Origin of the sequence: Desulfogranum mediterraneum DSM 13871 (genome assembly GCF_000429965.1) — a bacterium.
GTDB lineage: Bacteria > Desulfobacterota > Desulfobulbia > Desulfobulbales > Desulfobulbaceae > Desulfogranum > Desulfogranum mediterraneum.
Window position 1 is genome coordinate 193570 of the sequence record NZ_KE387005.1, and the last position, 18620, is coordinate 212189.

Annotated in this window: 17 protein-coding genes; 10 read left to right on the forward strand and 7 right to left on the reverse strand. The window is 57.2% G+C overall.

Going from position 1 to position 18620, the window contains the following annotated elements; genetic code table 11:
• The first annotated feature begins 7 nt into the window (after nucleotides 1-7).
• The 5 genes from G494_RS0117540 (at nucleotide 8) to G494_RS0117560 (ending at nucleotide 7863) form a co-directional block, all read left to right on the forward strand.
• A complete protein-coding gene (locus G494_RS0117540) occupies nucleotides 8-2146 on the forward strand; it encodes a methylmalonyl-CoA mutase family protein (RefSeq protein WP_028585561.1) in 2139 nt (712 codons plus the stop codon).
• A complete protein-coding gene (gene scpA, locus G494_RS0117545) occupies nucleotides 2143-4320 on the forward strand; it encodes a methylmalonyl-CoA mutase (RefSeq protein WP_028585562.1) in 2178 nt (725 codons plus the stop codon). The genes G494_RS0117540 and scpA overlap by 4 nt, the downstream gene beginning before the upstream one ends.
• A 77-nt stretch (nucleotides 4321-4397) precedes the next feature.
• Nucleotides 4398-5561, forward strand: a complete 1164-nt coding sequence (gene meaB / locus G494_RS24280) for a methylmalonyl Co-A mutase-associated GTPase MeaB (protein ID WP_035247308.1) — start codon at nucleotides 4398-4400, stop codon at nucleotides 5559-5561.
• Between the two features lie 74 nt (nucleotides 5562-5635).
• A complete protein-coding gene (locus tag G494_RS0117555) occupies nucleotides 5636-5827 on the forward strand; it encodes a hypothetical protein (protein WP_028585563.1) in 192 nt (63 codons plus the stop codon).
• Nucleotides 5828-6162: 335 nt separating this feature from the next.
• Complete coding sequence (locus tag G494_RS0117560) at nucleotides 6163-7863, forward strand: GGDEF domain-containing protein (protein WP_028585564.1); 1701 nt, start codon at nucleotides 6163-6165, stop codon at nucleotides 7861-7863.
• A gap of 152 nt (nucleotides 7864-8015) precedes the next feature.
• Here G494_RS0117560 and G494_RS0117565 read toward each other — a convergent pair whose 3' ends face one another.
• The 4 genes from G494_RS0117565 to G494_RS0117580 are packed head-to-tail and all read right to left on the reverse strand — an operon-like array spanning nucleotide 8016 to nucleotide 11732.
• Nucleotides 8016-9281 (reverse strand): TRAP transporter large permease, encoded by a 1266-nt coding sequence (locus G494_RS0117565; protein WP_028585565.1) that lies wholly within the window; start codon nucleotides 9279-9281, stop codon nucleotides 8016-8018.
• Entirely contained in the window at nucleotides 9278-9817 is a 540-nt protein-coding gene (locus G494_RS24285) for a TRAP transporter small permease (RefSeq protein ID WP_051305827.1), read from the reverse strand. The genes G494_RS0117565 and G494_RS24285 overlap by 4 nt, the downstream gene beginning before the upstream one ends.
• Nucleotides 9818-9825: 8 nt before the next feature.
• Nucleotides 9826-10872 (reverse strand): TRAP transporter substrate-binding protein, encoded by a 1047-nt coding sequence (locus tag G494_RS24290; RefSeq protein ID WP_051305828.1) that lies wholly within the window; start codon nucleotides 10870-10872, stop codon nucleotides 9826-9828.
• An 8-nt stretch (nucleotides 10873-10880) separates the two neighbouring features.
• The gene (locus G494_RS0117580) at nucleotides 10881-11732 is read right to left on the reverse strand and encodes a TRAP transporter TatT component family protein (protein ID WP_208597706.1); all 852 of its coding nucleotides are present in this window, start codon (nucleotides 11730-11732) and stop codon (nucleotides 10881-10883) included.
• Nucleotides 11733-12069: 337 nt separating this feature from the next.
• Between G494_RS0117580 and G494_RS0117585 the strand changes: the two genes are divergently transcribed.
• From G494_RS0117585 to G494_RS24295, 5 genes are all read left to right on the forward strand, one after another.
• Nucleotides 12070-12513: an Lcl domain-containing protein gene (locus G494_RS0117585; RefSeq protein ID WP_028585567.1), complete on the forward strand. Its 444-nt coding sequence runs from the start codon at nucleotides 12070-12072 to the stop codon at nucleotides 12511-12513.
• Nucleotides 12514-12913: 400 nt separating this feature from the next.
• Nucleotides 12914-13558: a GntR family transcriptional regulator gene (locus tag G494_RS0117590; protein ID WP_028585568.1), complete on the forward strand. Its 645-nt coding sequence runs from the start codon at nucleotides 12914-12916 to the stop codon at nucleotides 13556-13558.
• Between the two features lie 92 nt (nucleotides 13559-13650).
• Nucleotides 13651-13863 carry a hypothetical protein gene (locus tag G494_RS0117595; RefSeq protein ID WP_028585569.1) on the forward strand — a complete coding sequence of 71 codons (213 nt, stop codon included), beginning with the start codon at nucleotides 13651-13653 and terminating at the stop codon, nucleotides 13861-13863.
• Nucleotides 13864-14277: 414 nt separating this feature from the next.
• Entirely contained in the window at nucleotides 14278-15714 is a 1437-nt protein-coding gene (locus tag G494_RS0117600; protein ID WP_051305829.1) for a bacteriohemerythrin, read from the forward strand.
• A 445-nt stretch (nucleotides 15715-16159) separates the two neighbouring features.
• The gene (locus tag G494_RS24295; protein ID WP_051305830.1) at nucleotides 16160-16477 is read left to right on the forward strand and encodes a DUF6763 family protein; all 318 of its coding nucleotides are present in this window, start codon (nucleotides 16160-16162) and stop codon (nucleotides 16475-16477) included.
• A 203-nt stretch (nucleotides 16478-16680) separates the two neighbouring features.
• On the opposite strand, the gene G494_RS0117610 is transcribed toward G494_RS24295, so the two are convergent.
• The 3 genes from G494_RS0117610 to G494_RS0117620 form a co-directional block, all read right to left on the reverse strand.
• Nucleotides 16681-17148, reverse strand: a complete 468-nt coding sequence (locus G494_RS0117610) for a YbhB/YbcL family Raf kinase inhibitor-like protein (protein WP_028585571.1) — start codon at nucleotides 17146-17148, stop codon at nucleotides 16681-16683.
• A 28-nt stretch (nucleotides 17149-17176) separates the two neighbouring features.
• On the reverse strand, nucleotides 17177-17338 hold the full coding sequence (locus G494_RS24300; RefSeq protein WP_153305935.1) for a hypothetical protein: 162 nt from the start codon (nucleotides 17336-17338) through the stop codon (nucleotides 17177-17179).
• 169 nt (nucleotides 17339-17507) lie between these two features.
• Nucleotides 17508-18500, reverse strand: a complete 993-nt coding sequence (locus G494_RS0117620) for a GNAT family N-acetyltransferase (protein WP_028585572.1) — start codon at nucleotides 18498-18500, stop codon at nucleotides 17508-17510.
• Between the last annotated feature and the right edge of the window lie 120 nt (nucleotides 18501-18620).

Below are 18620 nucleotides of genomic sequence, written 5' to 3' on the forward strand. Positions count from 1 at the left end.
GACAGAAATGAGTGATGCGCTAGACATCCTGAAGGTTTTCCCGGCTCATACCCATGAGGATTGGCTCGAAGCTGTTGACAAACAGCTCAAAGGCAAACCCTTTGACAAGGTACTGGTCAAGAAAACCTATGAAGGGATCGATATCCAACCCATGTATTTTCAACATGACCTGGATAAACTGGACCACGTCAACACCCTGCCAGGTCAACTTCCCTATGTCCGAGGAACCACGGCCTCGGGCAGCAAGATCAACCCCTGGGGTATTGCCCAGGAGATCACCGATCCTGATCCCGAAGAGTTCAACCAGGCTGCTGTCCATGATTTGGGCCGCGGCCAGAACACCCTCAACGTGGTCTTTGACAAGGCCAGCTGTTACGGCCTCAACTCCGAGCAGGCACCGGCGGAACTGGTTGGCCAGGGCGGGGTTTGCCTGGCCAACCTGGCCGACGTCGAGACCGCCTTCAAGGATCTGGACCTCACCACCCTGCCTGTCCAGCTTCGCTGCGGCTACTCCGGGGTTGGGGCCATGGCCCTGATCGGGGCTGCCCTGCACAAACAGGAGAAAAAGACCGAGGACCTCTGCGGCTGCGTGGCTGCAGATCCCCTGGGCTTCCTGGCAAGCGAAGGGAGCCTGCCGGTCAGCCTGGATCAGGCCTATGACCAGATGGCCCAGCTGACCTACTGGGCCGTTGCCAAGGCCCCCTCTCTCCAGACCATCGGCGTCCAGGTCCACCCCTACCAAAACAGCGGCGGTAATGCGGTCCAGGAGATAGCCTTTGCCCTGGCCACCGGGGTCGCCTATATCCGGGCCATGCAGGAACGTGGCCTGGGGATTGACCAGATCGCCCCCAAGATCACCTTCTCCTTCTCCATTGGCGCAGACTTCTTCATGGAGATTGCCAAATTCCGGGCAGCCCGCATGGTCTGGTGCCAGGTGGTGGAATCCTTTGGCGGCAGCGAAGAGGCGCGCAAGATGCGGATCCACGCCCGCACCTCCAGCTGGAACAAGACCCATGTCGATCCCTGGGTGAACATGCTCCGGGTCTCCACCGAGGCCTTCTCCGGGGTGGCCGGCGGGGTGGACTCCATGCATGTCAGCCCCTTTGATGAGATCTTCAGACAACCCAATGATTTTTCCAGGAGGATTGCCCGAAACGTCCACATCGTGCTCAAGGATGAGGGCCACTTCAACAAGGTGATCGATCCTGCAGGTGGCTGCTGGTACGTGGAGAGCATCACCGCTGAGTTGGCTGAAAAAAGCTGGCAACAGTTCCAGGAGATCGAGAGCCAGGGAGGGATGTTCGCCCTGCTCCAGCAGGGAGCACCCCAAAAACAGGTGGCCGAGATCGCTGCCCAGCGTGCCAAAAACGTGGCCAGCCGCAAGGACCGTTTTGTCGGCACCAACATGTACCCCAACCTCCTGGAAAAGCCGGAACCTGCCGATGAGCTGGATCACCATGCCTTCCAGGCCCATCGGGCCGAGCAGGCCGAACACCATGCTGCCACGGTGGACCGGGCCCTGGCGGAAGACGTGCTCTCTGCCATGACCCACCTCCAGGGTGAATGCAGCGAGGCCATGATGGATCATGCCATCAAGGCGGTCCTGGCAGGAGCCACCCTGGGTCAACTCAGCCAGGCCCTGGGAGCCCATCAGGATAAACAGGAAAACGTTCCCACCCTGCACCAGCACCGCGGGGCTGAACCCTTTGAACAGCTCCGTCGAACCACCGAGGCCTTCACCGCCAGAACCGGAGCCGCCCCCAAGCTCTTCCTGGCCAACATGGGCCCGATTCCCCAACACAAGGCCCGAGCCGACTTTTCCACCGCCTTCTTCAATGTGGGCGCCCTGGAAACCATCGGCAACAACGGCTTTGCCACGGCCGAAGAAGCTGCGGCAGCAGCCCTGGAGTCGGGGGCCCGCGCCATGGTGATCTGTTCAACCGACGCCGACTATCCCGAGGTGGTGCCACCGCTGATTACGGCCGTCAAGGCAGAGCGACCGGATATGCTGATCATCCTGGCCGGCTATCCCAAGGCGCACATCGAGGCCTTTAAGGAGGCCGGAGTGGATGCATTCCTCTACATGGGGTGCAATGCTTTAGAATTACTTGCAACCGTGCAACAACATTTGGGGGTGACCGCATGAAAAATCCTGATTTCAGCAAGATGAACTTAAATCCCGGCAAGGCGCCGATGGATTACCAGAGTTGGGCAGCGGCCGTTCAACAGGAAACCGGGATGAGCGCTGAAGAGCTGGCCTGGAAAACCGTGGAACAGATCGACGTCAAGCCGCTCTACCGCCGCGACGACTACCAGGGGCTGGACCATCTCTCCTATATGGCCGGCATCGCGCCCTACCTGCGGGGCCCCTATGCCACCATGTTTGTGATGCGGCCCTGGACCGTGCGCCAGTATGCCGGCTTTTCCACGGCCGAGGAGAGTAATGCCTTCTACCGCCGCAACCTGGCTGCCGGCCAGAAGGGTCTCTCCATTGCCTTTGACCTGGCCACCCACCGTGGTTATGACTCAGACCACCCCAGGGTGGTCGGCGATGTGGGCAAGGCCGGGGTGGCCGTGGACTCCATCCTGGACATGAACATCCTCTTTGACGGCATCCCCTTAGACGAGATGACGGTCTCCATGACCATGAACGGGGCGGTGCTGCCCATCATCTCCTTCTATATCGTGGCAGCCGAGGAGCAGGGGGTCAAGCAGAGCCAGCTCGGGGGGACGATCCAGAACGATATCCTCAAAGAGTATATGGTGCGTAACACCTACATCTATCCCCCGGCCCAGTCGATGAAGATCATCTCCGACATCTTTGCCTATACCTCGGAGCACATGCCCAAGTACAACTCCATCAGTATCTCGGGCTACCACATGGAAGAGGCCGGCGCCACCTCGGACATCGAGATGGCCTATACCCTGGCCGATGGCTGGGACTATGCCCGGGCCGGGGTCAATGCCGGCATGGACATCGACACCTTTGCCCCCCGGCTCTCCTTCTTCTGGGCCCAGGGGATGAACTACTATATGGAGATCGCCAAGATGCGTGCCGCCCGGGTACTCTGGGCCCGGATCATCAAAACCTTCAACCCCAAGAACGTCAAATCCCTGGCCCTGCGGACCCACAGCCAGACCTCGGGCTGGAGCCTGACCGAGGGCGACCCCTTCAACAACGTCTGCCGCACCGTGATCGAGGGCATGGCAGCAGCCCTGGGCCACACCCAGTCCATGCACACCAACTCCCTGGATGAGGCCATTGCCCTGCCCACCGAGTTCTCTGCCCGAATCGCCCGGAACACCCAGCTCTATCTCCAGGACGAGACCAACATCCTGCGCCCTGCCGATCCCTGGGCCGGTTCCTACTACCTGGAAGCACTCACCGGGGCCATCATGGAGCGGGGCTGGTCCCTGATCCAGGAGGTGGAACAGCTGGGCGGCATGGCCAAGGCCATCGAGACCGGTCTGCCCAAGATGCGGATCGAAGAGGCCGCGGCCCGCAGACAGGCCGGGATCGATTCGGGCCGGGAGAAGATCATCGGGGTCAACTCCTACTGTCTGGAACAGGAGGATGCCCTGGATACCCTGGAGGTGGATAACACCGCGGTCCGCGAGGCCCAGCTGGAACGGCTGGCCAAGCTCAAGGCCATGCGTGACGAGACCAAGTGTCAGGAAACCCTCAACGCCCTGACCCGCTCTGCAGAATCAGGCGAGGGCAACCTGCTGGCGCTCTCCATCGAGGCGGCCAGGGCCAGGGCCTCTCTGGGAGAGATCTCCTTTGCCCTGGAAAAGAGCTGGGGTCGTCATACCGCAGTCATCCGCTCCATCGCCGGAGTCTACAAGGCCGAGTTCAGCGAAAAGGAAGAGGTGGAGAAGGTGGTCCGGCTGACCAAGGAATTTGAGGAGAAAGAGGGGCGCCGTCCCAGGATCATGGTGGCCAAGCTTGGCCAGGACGGTCATGACCGCGGCGCCAAGGTCATCTCCACCGCCTTTGCCGACCTGGGCTTTGACGTGGATATCGGTCCCCTGTTCCAGACACCGGAGGAGGCGGCCCGTCAGGCCGTGGAAAACGATGCCCATATCATCGGCTTCAGCTCCCTGGCAGCAGGCCACAAGACCCTGCTGCCGGCCCTGGTGGAAGAGCTGGAAAAACTGGGTCGGCCCGACATCATGTGCGTCATCGGCGGGGTCATTCCGGCCCCGGATTATGATTACCTTCGCGAACGTGGTGCTGCAGCCATCTTTGGCCCGGGTACCGTTATCCCGGTAGCTGCACAGAAGGTTCTTGAAGAACTCAACATCCGCCTGCACGGTTAATCTCTAGCCCTCGATCCGGACCCGGGGGTGACGCCCCCGAGGTCCGGACCGGAAATTTTTTGGATGAGGAGAGTGAGATGGGAAAAACAGAGAAACGCCCGGAGTGGGCACCTGAGGAGGGCGGCAAGGGTTTTGCCTGCCGGGTCATGGACGGGGTTGCCGCCGGCCACGACGGTATCAGTTCCTATGCCGGCACCAGCAGCAACAAACCGGTCAGTCAGTACCGTCGGACCAAGCTGACGGCCCAGGGCTATGCCGAAGGGGTACTCAAGGGCGATCGGGGTATCCTCGGTCGCACCATTACCATGGTGGAGAGCAACCTGCCCGCCCATATGGACCAGGCCCAGGAGATCCTCAAGATCCTCCTGCCCCATACCGGCAACTCCCTGCGCTTGGGCATCACCGGAGTACCCGGAGTGGGCAAGTCGACCTTTATCGAGGCCCTGGGCTGTTACCTCCTGGAGCAGGGCCATAAGGTGGCGGTGCTGGCGGTGGATCCCAGCAGCTCCATCTCCGGGGGCAGTATTCTCGGCGACAAGACCAGAATGGAAAAACTGGGCAGGGATGCACGCTGTTTCATCCGACCCTCGCCCTCGGGAGGAACCCTGGGCGGCGTGGCCCGCAAGACCAGGGAGACCATCCTGGTCTGCGAGGCAGCCGGCTTTGATGTCCTCCTGATCGAGACCGTGGGCGTGGGCCAGAGCGAGATCACGGTCCGCTCCATGGTGGATTTCTTTCTCCTCCTGATGCTGGCCGGGGCAGGAGACGAACTCCAGGGTATCAAGAAGGGGATCATGGAACTGGCCGATGCCCTCCTGATCAACAAGGCCGACGGCGACAACAAACTCTACGCAGAGACCGCAAGAAACGAGTATGAACGGGCCATGCACTATCTCCAACCCTCCACCGAGGGTTGGGTCTCCCATGCCTTTACCTGTTCCGCGGTCACCAACGACGGCATCGATAACATCTGGAAGGTGATCTCCAGGTTCAAGGAAATCACCTCCAAATCCGGGATCTTTGAGCAACATCGCAAGGAACAGAACATCAGATGGGTGCATGAGATGGTGGATGAACACCTCCGCTCCCTCTTTGCCCAGCACCCCGAGGTGACCAAGATCCTGGGCACCATTGAAGAGCAGGTAGCAGAGGGTACCTTGCCTGCGGTGGCAGCGGTGCAACTGCTGCTCGCTGTATTTGGAGGGAAGCAGGCCTCCGAAATGGAGCCGCTGCGGACCTGAACCAGGCTGTGGTGGCTTGCTGAACGGCAGCACGCCTGTATTCCCTATTCATAGACCAGAAAACGGAGGACAGTATGCACAAACGATTCTACGTCTCAAGCGTTGGTAATCTCTACCAAATATCCCTGGAGATGTTTGCCGACCGGCTGGTTGATCAGGACGGCAGGGAGATCTCCGCCGATGCGATGGCCATAGACCAGACCGTCTTTGCCGAATTTCAAGGACCCACCACCACCACCAGAACCTCGGTCACCCGCATAGAGTAGCCTGTTCCAGGTTGGGCAGAGCACTTCCTGATAGGCCCTGCTTTGCCCAACTCAACCGTGGTCTTCTCCCCGCCCTCATAAAGAGCCGTAACCCTGCCGCAAGAGCTGCGGCACCCCGCCATCCATGACTCTAAAAAAAGTACGCCCCCCTGACCAGGAAAACCACCCCTCTGAAAGCACTGCAAACAAAGGCTTTTTCCAGACCTCACCCCGCAAGCCCTTCTCTTTGATTTTACATCAAAAAATTACTCACCATTTATCATCATCCGTGCTAGGATGAGAGGATATGAGACCCGAGCGTAGACCATCTCTTTTCCACAATCAGGTAGCCGGATATGCCCGTACTCGAAACCACCAGCAACAGCAGCTGCCGAGACGCAGCACACCACCAGGGGCTGACCCTGATCCCCCTGTTTGAGCACCTCCCCTGTCCGGCGCTGATCCTCGACCCTCAACTCCTTATCAGAAACAGTAACGCCCAGGCCGACGAGCTGATGGCCGCTGCCCCCTCGGACCTCAAGGACACCTCCTTCCTGAAGACCATCACCCGCTGGCAGCGGCAGGCCGTCACCACCGCCCTCAGCGAAGTCAATGGCCGCCCCCTCCGGCTCCTGGTGCGCCTGAGCAGAGCCTACACTGCCAGGCGCCAGGAAATCGACCTTACCATCAAGGCCTCACGCCTTCCGGACAACGCCCTGCTCCTGCTGCTGGAACGCCAGGATGCGACCACCAAGGCCTGTACCGTCCCCTGTAGCAAGCGTCTCATCCTGGAAGCCCAGTACGCCCATAACCCTGCCGGAATCTTACTGGTCAGTGAGGAGATGGAGATGCTCTCCTTTAACGACGAGTTCCTCCAGATGTGGTCCATACCCGAGCAGGTCTCTGCGAGTCGGGATGATGGGGAGTGCCTGCAGACGATCCTGGAACAGGTCAGGAAGCCGGAACAGTTTCTGGAAAAGGTCCATGCCCTCTACAAGGCCCCCCACGAGAGCTCCACCGACGAGATTGAGCTTGTGGATGGCCGCACCTTTTTCCGCCACTCCTACCCCCTCTACAACGGCAACAACTACCTGGCCAGGGTCTGGTACTTCTTTGATATCACCTCGCTGCGGCAGGCCGAACGGGCGGTCCAGGTCCAGCAGAAATTTCAGGAGGCGGTACTGGAACACATCCAGGACGGCATTGTCGCCTGTGACGCCCAGGGACAACTGACCCTGTTCAACCGCACCAGCAAAGAGATCCATGGCCAGGATATCAGCCAGGTCCCCATGGCAGAGTGGGCAACCCACTATAAACTCTACCAGTCCGATGGGGCGACCCTGCTTGCCACCGGGGAGATCCCCCTGGTCAAGGCCTTCCATGAAGAGCAGGTCAAAAACCAGGAGATTATCATCAAGAGCGCGAAACACGGTACCCCGCGCACCCTGCGCGTCAGTGGCCAGGCCATGTTTGACCGTAAGGGTGAAAAATTCGGGGCCGTGATCTCGCTCCATGACATCACCGACCTCAACCGGGTCAAGGAGCAGCTCCAGCACCTGGCCTACCACGACCAGCTGACCAGCCTGCCCAACCGACGCCTCTTCCATGACCTGATCGACCAGTGCCTGCGTCAGGCCCTGCGCGAGGGCAAGATGGTGGGTTTTCTCTTCCTTGATCTGGACAACTTCAAAAAAATCAATGATCGTCACGGCCATGAACAGGGCGACCTCCTGCTCCAGAAACTGGCCAACCTGCTCCGCCGTTGCCTGCGCGACTCGGACCTGCTCTGCCGCTGGGGAGGCGATGAGTTCGTGATCGCCCTGCATAACCTGAGCTCTGAAGAGGATGCCATGCTGGTAGCTCGGAAGATCTGCGGCCTGATCGATGACGCCTTCGGCCAAAAACAGGACTATCAGGGCATCAGCGTCAGCATCGGGGTCAGCCTCTACCCCAGAGACGGCCTGGTGGCCGACAACCTCATCCGTCAGGCCGACATGGCCATGTATGGGGTAAAAAGAGACGGCAAGAACGGCTTTGCCTGCGTGGCCTGCCCCTGAGGCCTCCTGCCCCCTATTCCTGATCAACACGCCCCTTCCCCATCCTTCGGCTCCAGACCTCCAGCCGAGCAGAACCAGCACTCAAGGGGCAGGTTCTGCCTTATCTTCAGCAACCTCTTTTCAAAACCGAGCTGCAATAGCGGCAGCTCGCATCAGCCGAAAAGGCGTACTAAAAACAGGCTCAGCAGGGGCAGGTAGGTGATGATGACCAGGGTACACATCAACAGGGCAAGGAAGGGCAGGCTGGCACCATAGAGCTGGATCACCGGTCGTTCAAAGCGGTAGCTGGCCAGAAAGAGGTTAAGGCCCACCGGCGGTGTGCAGTAGCCGATCTGCAGGTTGGTCAGAAAGATGATTCCAAGGTGGATCAGGTCAACCTCGTAGCCCCTGGCAATGGGAACGATCAGCGGCACCACCAGGATCAGGGCGGAAAAGATATCCAGCATGGAGCCGACAATCAGCAGGAAGATATTCAGCAGGAGGAGAAAGGTGTACTTGCTGGAGATATAGTGGCGGATGAACTCAAACAGGCGCATGGGCACCTCCTGATCCACCAGGAAGTTGGTTGCCGCCATGGATGCGGCCAGGATCACCAGGATCCCGCCAAAGAGCATCATCGACTTGACCATCAGCCGGGGCAGCTGCCCCAGGCTGATGTCCCGATAGAGAAAGACCTCGACCACCAGGACATAGAGGGCGGTAACGGCAGCCGCCTCCGAGGCCACCAGGAAACCGCCGTAAATGCCGCCAAGGACAATAAAGGGCAGGGGCAGTTCCCAGCCAGCCTCTTTCAGACCGGCAAAGATGGTCCGGCTGCTGACCCGTTCGCCTGGATCCCTTTTGGGAGGGCTCCTGTACATGGAGTAGGCCACCAGCAGGCTGAGCATCAAGGCCCCGGGAAGGATACCGGCCAGAAAGAGCTGATCGATTCGGACCTCGGCAATGACGCCGTAGAGGATCAGCGGCAGGCTGGGTGGAAAGAGGAGGCCGAGGCTGCCGGAGGAGGTAATCAGGCCAAGGGCAAAGTTCTCCGGGTAACGGTCCTTGATCAGCGCAGGGAAGAGCAGGCCGCCCAGGGCAAAGATGGTCACCCCGGAGGCACCGGTAAAGGCGGTGAACACCGCACAGACCAGCAGAGAGACAACGGCCAGACCGCCGGGGAGCCACCCCAAAAGAAGCCGGGAGAGGTGAAGGAGCCGTTTGGGCGTGCCGCTCTCCGAGAGCACGGTTCCGGCAAAGATGAACAGGGGCAGGGCCAGCAGCAGCGGGGTATCAGCCAGGCGGGACATCTCAATGATCACCACCGAGAGATCGATCCCCACACCTGCAAAGGAGAGCAGGGCCACGGCTGCGATGACGATGAATAAGGGAGAACCCAGCAGGGCCAGGAGAAGGGTGAGCAGCTTGAGACTGTTCATCCACCCGTTCCTGTTGCACTATCCCGGACCAGGGAGGAGGCTATGGTCTTGATCCCGGCCATGGCGGCCTGGAAAAAGTAGAGGGTGATCAGGCCAAAGGCCAGGGGGAAGACAAGGTTCCAGCACCAGGAGGGGATTCCCAGCAGGGCGGGGCCGGCAAAGAGGCGTTCGTTGCCGACGAAGTGGAGCGCCGCCCAGGCAAGGACGGCGGCAACAAGGGTGGAGAAGAGATCGATAACCACCCCTATCCAGGGCTTAAGCGGTTCCGGCGCCAGGTAGCCGACCACGTCGATACAGATGTGTTTTCCCTCCCTGGTTGCCACCACGGCACCCAGCATACCGGACCAGAGGACCAGGTAGCGCAGCAACGGGTCGACCCAGAGCAGACCGCCGGAAAAGAAGGTGCGCAGGCCGATCTGCAGGCAGGCAAGGATGATCATCGCCAGCAGCAGCAGGCAGAGCAGGCCGTCTATCAGCCGCCCTGCAAAGACTGCAAGCTGCGTGATAATCTGTCTGCGGTCCGCGGGCTGGCTCATCTGGTGGATTACTCCTTACCCGGTTCGGCTTGTTCGGTCCGGGCCTGTTGCCGATACTCACGGAGCAGCTGCATGGTGGTCTGGTAGACCTGCAGGCTAAAGGCGGTGTCCTGCAGCCGCTCCACCGTTCTATCGCGCATCCTGGTCAGTTCTTCCACCTCTCCCGCTTCAGGGGCGACCATGGAGACCCCGTTATCCCTGAGTACCTGCCTGGAGTCGCGGTTACTCTCTCTGGTATCACTGACCAGCAGACTGAAATGTTTGTTGGCCGTCTCCTTGATCATCGCCTGGTCGGCCTGGGGCAGGCTGGCGAATCTTTTCCGATCCAGGAGCAGGGCGCCATAGGCGTAACCAAAGGGAATGTCGGAGATATAGTTCGTCTTGGTGAACCATTGCATCACAATGGCACCATAGAGGGAGTTGAAGACCGTTTCCAGCATACCGGTCTGGAGCGAGGTCAGCACATCGGGGATGGCCAGGGGCAGCGGCGTTATGCCCAGGGTTTCAAGGTAGGCGATGCTGACGGGATCATTCTCCGGAGCCCAGATTTTGCTCTTTCGTAACTGCTTGAGCGTGGAGAGCGGCGAGGTGGACATGGAGTAGACAAATCCCACCTCGGTCATGGCAATGAGCTCCAGCCCCTGGGCAGCGAAGGCGCTGCTGAAGAAGGGCCACAACCCCTTTCTCACGTGATCGACCTCTTGATAGGAGTGAAAGAGAAAGGGGATCCCCATGACCCGGAAATCGGGTACCACACTGCCGATGCCTGTCATGGTAAAGCCGCCGCCCTGGAGCTGGCCTATCCGCATCTTACGGTACACCGCGCGATCATCTCCCATGATACCGCCGGGATACACCTTGAAGCCTATCGCATTATCACTCCTCCGGCCGACCTCTGCGGCGAAATCGTGAAAGCGCTTGATCCAGATGCTGCCCTCAGGGGCGATGGAGGCAACCTTGAACAGGTACCTGGGTTTGGCCTGAACCTGGTTGCAGCTGAGCAGCAAGGCGAAGAAGAGGGTCAGCAGGAGTGGGTTGCGCCTGTAAAGATCCATGGGGCCTCTTAGAAAAATTGATCGGTCTGTTCCAGCAGCCTGGCTGCCTGCCGCCTGGCCAGCTGATTGGCAAGGCCGAGGTCTGGCCGGCTCTCCAGAGGAAAGTCAAGCACCTCCTCCAGCAGCTTGACAAAGAGCTCACGGTCAAAGGCCATTCGGGCATAGCTCCGGGCATAGAGGACAAGGGCCGGCAGAAACTGCCTCTTGCCCAGGGCAAGGGCCCGTTCAAAATGAGCGCGGCTGGTCATCGGTTTTCCGCCAAGAAGTTTCGGTTTGGAACCATAGTAGCTGCCGAGAAAGAGGTGTGCGCCTCCGTGGTAGTAGGACTCGTCCAGCTCAAGCACCCGCAACATGATCTGTTCCACCCGTACCAGCTGGGCCAGGGATGCCGGTGATCCCTGCTGGTGGCGAATCCATGTCGACCAACCGTTGCCGGCCCAAAAGAGGTGGTCGACCCTACTCCTGTCCAACTCGGCCAGGGTCTGCTCCAGATCGGCCAGGGGCAGGGTCGACACCTCCTGGGGATCAGCACCGTTCCAGAGCAGGGACATGCCGTAGAGCCTGGCCTTGTTGCTTACCGTGACGGCACGCTCCGGCCGGTTGCATTCATCCAGGGCGGCGGCATAGCCGCTGAAGGCCTGGGTGGCGGTGAGCAGCAGTTGTTTATCCCTGGGGGACGAGGCAAGCATACTGTCCATCATCAGCAGGAAGGAGGGGGTTCCTTCGCAGACCAGCTCGATGTCGGTCTGGCGCTGCAGGTTGGCCAGGGTCGGTCGGATGAAGCTGCCCGCGACCATCCTGGCACAGCCGCTGAGGACGGTCAAAAGAGTAAGCAGCAGGGTTATTGCTCCATATTTCATGGTCATGCTAAACTTTAGCAGTCACAGAGAGTGACTGTCAAGCTAAGCCTCAGGGGACGCCCGACCAATAGATCGGCTCCACCTTTGACTCTTGATCTATGGCCCGAGCGTATGCTACGATACAGTATCCGTGGAATATTGGACAGATGCCCCCCACCCCTCTTGCAGCTTCACCTTGAGCAGCTTCAGTTTGAGCACCTTGGTCCAAGCGGCTCGTTATTCAAGATGGCTGCTACTCCAATATGGAGGGGCCCAAATCTCTTCCCCCGGAGCACAGGCCGTTCAGGCAAGGCAAAATGATCCTTTCATATCCAACAGAGGAAAAGGAGAGACTGCCATGAAAGATCAACTCATTACCGCCATGGTTCTTGCAGTTCTCAGCCTGGCAGCCTTTGGCTGTGCCCCCCAAAAAAACATCTTGCTTGGTGGAGAGGGGAAAGGCTTCTGTCAGGAACTCACCTCAGGAAAGATGTGGCAGCTGGAGAGAGGGGGCCCATTCTCTTCCCTGCAGGAGGCTGAACAGTATGCAGCCCAATTACAACTGGGCGGTTACGATGATTGGCGCCTACCTGCCAACGAAGAACTGTTACAGCTGTTCCGCCTCTCTTTCTGGAAAAAGAACCAGGGCTGTGAGCTCAAGCAAAGCGGTGAATTCTGGTCTGTTTCAAGAGCTGGAAAGGCGAGTCTTGGCCATTGGGAAAGCTACATCCTCTGTGACCCTGAGTTCCGTTATGTCAACGCACTGAAAACAAGCGGCTACGTCCGGGCAATACGTCCGTAGCGTATATTGGGGAGCTTGAATGATGAGCCTGTTCAAGCGAGAGCAGACCATGTATAGAGCTGTGCTGGAGGGATGACACGGATATTCCGCGGATAAGAGTATACCCAAAAGTGTACCTCCAAGAATGTAGTCAGAGTGCCGAGCCAGGAAGAACAGGCAACTCTTCAAGCTAACCATCACCTGGACAGCAATCGAGATTCCCTGCCAGGGCTTAACCGGGATCAGCCCACCAACCAGCAAGCCGTCCAAACCGGCAGCTCTGCAATGGACCGGATGGCTTGGACAGGCAACCATCTCTGGCCACGGTCACACCGAAACGGTGGCTTCCGGCTCCCTGTTTTGTCTTGACAGGAGTCGCCCTGCATATTATCGATAATTGATAATCAACCAAGGGGGTACGATGCAGCATAAGCGGGTCAGACGTGAGAGCCTCACGGAACAGATACAATCCATTCTCATCGACAGGATCGTTGAGGGGACCCTCTCACCTGGTGACCGACTCAAGGAACTCCAGATCGCCGCAGAGTTTGGTACCAGCCAGGCCCCTGTGCGGGAGGCAATTCGCAGCCTCCAGGCCCTCGGCTATGTGGAGCACAAGGCTCACGTGGGAGCCCTGGTAAAAACATTCAGCAAGAAAGAGATAGAAGAGGCATACCAGATCCGCGAAGCCCTTGAAGGCCATTGCCTGATTGTGGCGGAACCGGAAATAAGCCGACTTAGCGGCCAACTGAAGGAGCAACTCTACAGGATGCACCAGGCCTTGGCGAGCCATGATCTCAACTCGTTTACCCAGGCCGACAACATGTTTCACCGGCTGATCATCGAATCCTCCCATAATCGGCGGATGCTGGAGATGTGGGAGTCCCTCAAGATCCAGTTACAAATTTTCTCCACCCATATAGAGGCGGCCATGCCCCTGGGTGAGCTCTACGCCCTGCATCCACCCATAGTGGCCGCACTTGAGCAACAGCAGCGCCAGGATGCTGCCCGCCATCTGGCAAATCACTACCGCGAACTCGGCAGACACTGGCAGGACAAACGCTAAGGCGAACAGTACGGCAGGGGATACGAATACCCAGGGAAGAGTAAAAAATAACCGTAACTCACATTATCGATAATCGATAGAAAGGAGGTGTCATGAATCACATCAACCAAAACCCCCACAGTCACTTTGCAGATCTGGAGTCCAAGACCCTAAGCCTTGAGCAGGTGGATAAGATCGCCCGAAAATGCCATCATCTCCATGATGAGGAGATCCTACTGATCATATCCCGCTTCCTGACAAGACTGAAAAAACGTTTTTCCAAGAAGATCTCTGTGGAGCAGGGGGGAGCAGCGACCAAACCCTAGGAACGTCGCCGGATAAGGGGTCGCAGCCCCGCGGCCAGCTCAGAGGGAACCGACTTATTGTTGTTGAACAGAACAAGAGTGACCGGTTCCCTCTTGATCGCAAATCACCACCCTGCTCAAGTAGCCGACCGATCAAGAGGACAAGTTGGTCGCCGGCAAGAGTCGGATACTGCTCAGGACACCAGCACCGAATGAAACAGTTGTCCCCTGCCCTCTTCTCCACCTAGCCACTCAACTGGCGCAATTGCATAAAAATCGCTTCCTCTCATCTATCCTGACCGCGCTTGCCCCTCGATCAATAGGTTGTTACCTCGACTGGGCAACAACCTATTGAGAGATTTTACCTTCTCACCGGCTTGGAAACATGCCATACTACCCGGTAGGACTAGTACCGACTTACACCGGAGAGACTGGATGAAACTGATTAAATGGCATGACTCATTTTCCGTTGGCATAGACTTACTCGACCAACAGCACAAGCAACTGTTTTCCCTTGTCAACAAGCTGATCATTGCCCTTGAGCACAACAACAGCCGGGAAGAGTTTGAAAAAATACTCAGCGGGGTAGTAGCGCATACAGAATTACACTTCCGAACAGAAGAAAAGATGCTCGCAATTCATCCGCAGTATCAGACACACCACAGATCGCATCAAACATTCACAGAGAAATTACAAAAAATACGTTTTACCGGGGACGAAAGCGATTCGGCACGAGCCGGTCAACTCCTGGAAGAGCTCAAAGTCTGGCTGGCCAACCACGTCCTCAAAACCGACCTAGGATTCTTCACAGATCTTGGCTACCGTCAAAATCAGGATCAAGGCGAGCTACACCAGAGACTCCAACTCCTCAACCAAAAGGACAAGGTCCTGGTGGTCGAAAATGATCCCAGCCAGCGTCACCTGATCAAGAGGCACCTGGAAAAGGGAGGGTTTGCCGTCTTTGAAGCGACCAACGGTATCGAAGCCCTGCGGATCATAGAAGAAAATTTCGACTTACACCTGGTTATTACCGATCTGATCATGCCGGAGATGGATGGTTTTGAACTCATCCGCGAGATACGACAAACCCAGCTGACCCAGATCTACATAATCGTGATCACCGTCTCTTCGGATCGTGATTCGCTGATACAATCCTTTGAGTACGGTGCAAACGACTACCTGCACAAGCCGATCTTTCACAGGGAGCTGAACCTGCGGCTCAAAAACGGCAAACGATTACTGCGGCTGGAGAGCCAGGATGATCTTATCTTTTCCATGGCCAAGCTTGCAGACTGCAGAAGCCCGGAAACGGGAAAGCACCTGGAGCGCGTCAAGGAGTTCACCCTGCTGCTCAGTCTTCAGCTTATTAAAGGAAATCGGGGAGTAGGAATAACCGAGAGTATTGCCCGTGATATTTCCAGGATGAGCCCGCTGCATGATATCGGCAAGGTTGGGGTTGCAGATGGAATCCTGAACAAACCTGGAAGATTGACAACTGCTGAATTCAACCTGATGCAGGCACACTGCAAGATTGGCGGAGATCTGATCAGCAGCATCCTGAGAAAATCGTCCTCAAGGAGACTTCGCCTGGCATATGAGATCACCATGTATCACCATGAGCGCTGGGACGGCACTGGTTACCCCTTAGGCCTTGCAGGAAAGGATATACCCGTTGCCGCACGAATCATGGCCCTGGCAGACGTGTATGATGCCTTGACCACAAAACGGATCTATAAGGAGGCCTTCAACAGGGAAAAGGCCAGGGAGGTGATCGTCGGTTGTTCCGGTTCCCATTTTGATCCAGTTCTTGTCGCGGCCTTTGAAGAGGTAGAGGAAGAATTTCATATGCTGAGGGAACAACTCTCGGATTAACGAAGAGACAGGGAGAAGCAGTCTCGGCATGCCGGGGAGCAGTTGTCTGTTATTTTTCCGAGGTTGTTTTCCTTTACCCTCCCCCCTTAAGGAGATTCCTCCATCGCTGCAATCGTTGCAGGAAAAAACGAGCGACGGCCCGCGAGAATGTTCGTCCCCCTGCCGGCAGAAAACTTCTTGATTTACCAGCCCAGACATCAACAGCTTACAGATTAGGGCAACCTCAGCGTGAGGCGAACTACTCCGCTGGATTTTCGTCCCTGATTTCAAATGTACAAACTATAGGGATGAAAACTATAGTATCCTACATCAAGCAGGATAGACCCTTTTTCTTTGAGTGTACAAAAAGGAGCAGACGAATCTGAGAGCTTATAGACGACAACAGCTGGAAAGTTTCCCCCTGCCCGACTTCAAGTCAGGTCAGATCTTAAAAAGGAGAAGCAACATGTCTACAGCAACATATCCGATTGCCGGAAACTGGTATTGCCATCTGGATAAGGGGCAACGTTTTTTCGTGGTCGTGGTGGATGAAGACACCCGGACCGTCGAGATACAACACTTTGACGGCGATGTGGAAGAGTTAGACTTTGCGACCTGGTATCAATTGGAGATAGAGCCATGTGAAGCCCCGGAAAACTGGTCAGGTCCGTTCGATATCGACAATCCGGATGATCTTGGTACGGAAATTACCGATACCAAGCCCTCGGACTGGAATGCCCCCCTCAGCGAGTTTGAGTCAAAGAAGAACACCTCAAAGGAATGACACGCCCGAAGACGATATCCGTATCTGTAGCTCAGGCTGGTGTACAATCAAAAAAAGGTGTTTTGTATCCGGAAGGTATTGGAGCAGACTGGATAAGGGAGGCAGAGGCCGGCCATTTCAGGTTGCCTTGATAACGATGAAAAAGGCTCTAGCGCGCGCAATCTCCAGATGCTGCAGCAGCTGGTGAGCGGTGTGCAGCCCTCTCAGCACTGATAGGTGCCCATCAGTTCCGTTTCCGCAAGGACATGGCCACGCATGGCCTTTTCCAATGCCGTCTTGGTCGGCCTGCCCAGATCGGGCAAGACCACACCCAGGGCGTAGAGTCTGAAGAAATAGCGATGCCGGCCAATGGGCGGACACGGGCCGCCGTAACCGGTACGGTGCCAGTCATTCAAGCCCTCCCTGGTACCGGCAGGGAGGGCTGCACCAACGTCCTGGGGCAGGCCGGTGGCATCGCCGGGCAGATTATAGACCACCCAGTGGACCCAGGTCATTTTGGGTGCAGCCGGATCCGGGGCATCGGGATCAGAGACAATAAGAGCCAGACTTTTCGTCCCCGGCGGCACCCCGGTCCAGCTCAAAGGCGGTGACAGATCACGGCCGTCACAGGTATGCACTACAGGAATTGGGGAAAGATGGAAAAATGCGCTGGAGCTCAGTTTCAGTGTCATATCCAATACTCCCTGCAGGTTGTCCGCCTCAGCGGCTTCGCTCAAACATGGCCCCTTGCCGATGACCGGCAGCCACATGGTGACGGATGATGGAGCGAGCCCCGTCATCAGCCCTGACCTTGAGGTAACAATGGTCAGGAACCTGCCAGCGGTCAAGGCATTCGACCACTCTGAGGTCTCTACTCTTCATAAAAAATGGCAGGGGGCTCCTGGTCCCGCTATCCGCCATACCATTCCTGGCGGACAGTTCCTGCATCGCTGCAATCGTTCCGGCCTGGAAGCGACCATTTTCCTGGAAGCAATTTGCCCGGAAGCATGTGCCCCGCCCTGCTGGCAAAAACCTCCCAGGTATCAGCTCCTCAGCTGATGGTTTTAGAAAACATAGCCACATCGGCTGATGCTGCCTGTCGTGCAGCATACTCCGGCAGACTGCCCTGTTGGTAGTTGAGTTGGAGATAGAGGGCATGCAGACGGGGGTTGTTGGTGAGCGAGATGATACGCTTAAAGCCCAGCCGCCTTGCCTCGGCTTCAAAGGCGCGAACCGTAAAGACGCCTATCCGCTGATTCCGGAATCGGGTGGAGATGGCCAGGGCTCCGAGTTCAACGGTACGGGAATCAATCCTGATCATCTCCACACAGCCAACCCCGATCCCGTCGATCATGGTAAGGTGGAACTGCCCCCGATGTGCATAGAGATATTTCCTGTTTCGCGGTTTAAGAAATCCCTTTTTACTATAGAGCTCAAGGATGCCGGCCACCATCTCTACCTCCTGATCGCTGAGAGCGGGGAGAAACTGCTCTTCAAAGTTATTGGCGATCAGGGTTCCGGTGCCTTCAACCGTGAACAGCTCATGCTTGATGGTGTTTTTCCCTGCCGGCAGAATATGGACTCGATCATAGGCCCCGGCGATGATGCGACTGCAGATCTGGTTCAAGACCCCGGTAATGTTGACATTGGCAAAGATTTCGGTGGTTTTCTCGATGGTATCTCTGGTGGTGAGGGTGTTGATCCGATGCCCCTTGCGATCACAGAGATATTTTCGTTCCAAAAAAATAAGTTTGAAGACCGACTGCTCCCGGTCAAGCACATAGCTATAAAAATCCTGCTCCGCCGGTACACGCCGAATTTCCGTTTCAGGGAGACGCTCGGCAAGCAGACGAAAATGCTTCTGGTTGGCAAAACGGTTGGCCATGTTGTGATAGATCGTCGTCCGGATACCGTGACGGACCAAAAACTTCACATCCGCCAGGATGTGGGGCAGGTTATCCCGTAAGATACCTTCCCGACAGGCGATGGTGATATGTTTGCCTGTTAAGGCCTGGTGATACTCTTCGAGATATAATCTTGGCATTGCTTTTCCATCTCAGCTGCGGTGATCTTCCAACTCCTGATTCGGATGCCGGGCTGTGCTCCGGTTTATGGAACGCTTGCACCTGGCAGGCAAGAACCTCCAGAATCTGGGCCCACTGTC

What these genes read in the sequence shown, in the direction of transcription:
- G494_RS0117540 (WP_028585561.1), top strand. Translation starts at nt 8, where the DNA reads ATGAGTGATGCGCTAGACATCCTGAAGGTTTTCCCGGCTCATACCCAT.
- scpA (WP_028585562.1), top strand. Translation starts at nt 2,143, where the DNA reads ATGAAAAATCCTGATTTCAGCAAGATGAACTTAAATCCCGGCAAGGCG.
- meaB (WP_035247308.1), top strand. Translation starts at nt 4,398, where the DNA reads ATGGGAAAAACAGAGAAACGCCCGGAGTGGGCACCTGAGGAGGGCGGC.
- G494_RS0117555 (WP_028585563.1), top strand. Translation starts at nt 5,636, where the DNA reads ATGCACAAACGATTCTACGTCTCAAGCGTTGGTAATCTCTACCAAATA.
- G494_RS0117560 (WP_028585564.1), top strand. Translation starts at nt 6,163, where the DNA reads ATGCCCGTACTCGAAACCACCAGCAACAGCAGCTGCCGAGACGCAGCA.
- G494_RS0117565 (WP_028585565.1), bottom strand. Translation starts at nt 9,281, where the DNA reads ATGAACAGTCTCAAGCTGCTCACCCTTCTCCTGGCCCTGCTGGGTTCT.
- G494_RS24285 (WP_051305827.1), bottom strand. Translation starts at nt 9,817, where the DNA reads ATGAGCCAGCCCGCGGACCGCAGACAGATTATCACGCAGCTTGCAGTC.
- G494_RS24290 (WP_051305828.1), bottom strand. Translation starts at nt 10,872, where the DNA reads ATGGATCTTTACAGGCGCAACCCACTCCTGCTGACCCTCTTCTTCGCC.
- G494_RS0117580 (WP_208597706.1), bottom strand. Translation starts at nt 11,732, where the DNA reads ATGAAATATGGAGCAATAACCCTGCTGCTTACTCTTTTGACCGTCCTC.
- G494_RS0117585 (WP_028585567.1), top strand. Translation starts at nt 12,070, where the DNA reads ATGAAAGATCAACTCATTACCGCCATGGTTCTTGCAGTTCTCAGCCTG.
- G494_RS0117590 (WP_028585568.1), top strand. Translation starts at nt 12,914, where the DNA reads ATGCAGCATAAGCGGGTCAGACGTGAGAGCCTCACGGAACAGATACAA.
- G494_RS0117595 (WP_028585569.1), top strand. Translation starts at nt 13,651, where the DNA reads ATGAATCACATCAACCAAAACCCCCACAGTCACTTTGCAGATCTGGAG.
- G494_RS0117600 (WP_051305829.1), top strand. Translation starts at nt 14,278, where the DNA reads ATGAAACTGATTAAATGGCATGACTCATTTTCCGTTGGCATAGACTTA.
- G494_RS24295 (WP_051305830.1), top strand. Translation starts at nt 16,160, where the DNA reads ATGTCTACAGCAACATATCCGATTGCCGGAAACTGGTATTGCCATCTG.
- G494_RS0117610 (WP_028585571.1), bottom strand. Translation starts at nt 17,148, where the DNA reads ATGACACTGAAACTGAGCTCCAGCGCATTTTTCCATCTTTCCCCAATT.
- G494_RS24300 (WP_153305935.1), bottom strand. Translation starts at nt 17,338, where the DNA reads ATGAAGAGTAGAGACCTCAGAGTGGTCGAATGCCTTGACCGCTGGCAG.
- G494_RS0117620 (WP_028585572.1), bottom strand. Translation starts at nt 18,500, where the DNA reads ATGCCAAGATTATATCTCGAAGAGTATCACCAGGCCTTAACAGGCAAA.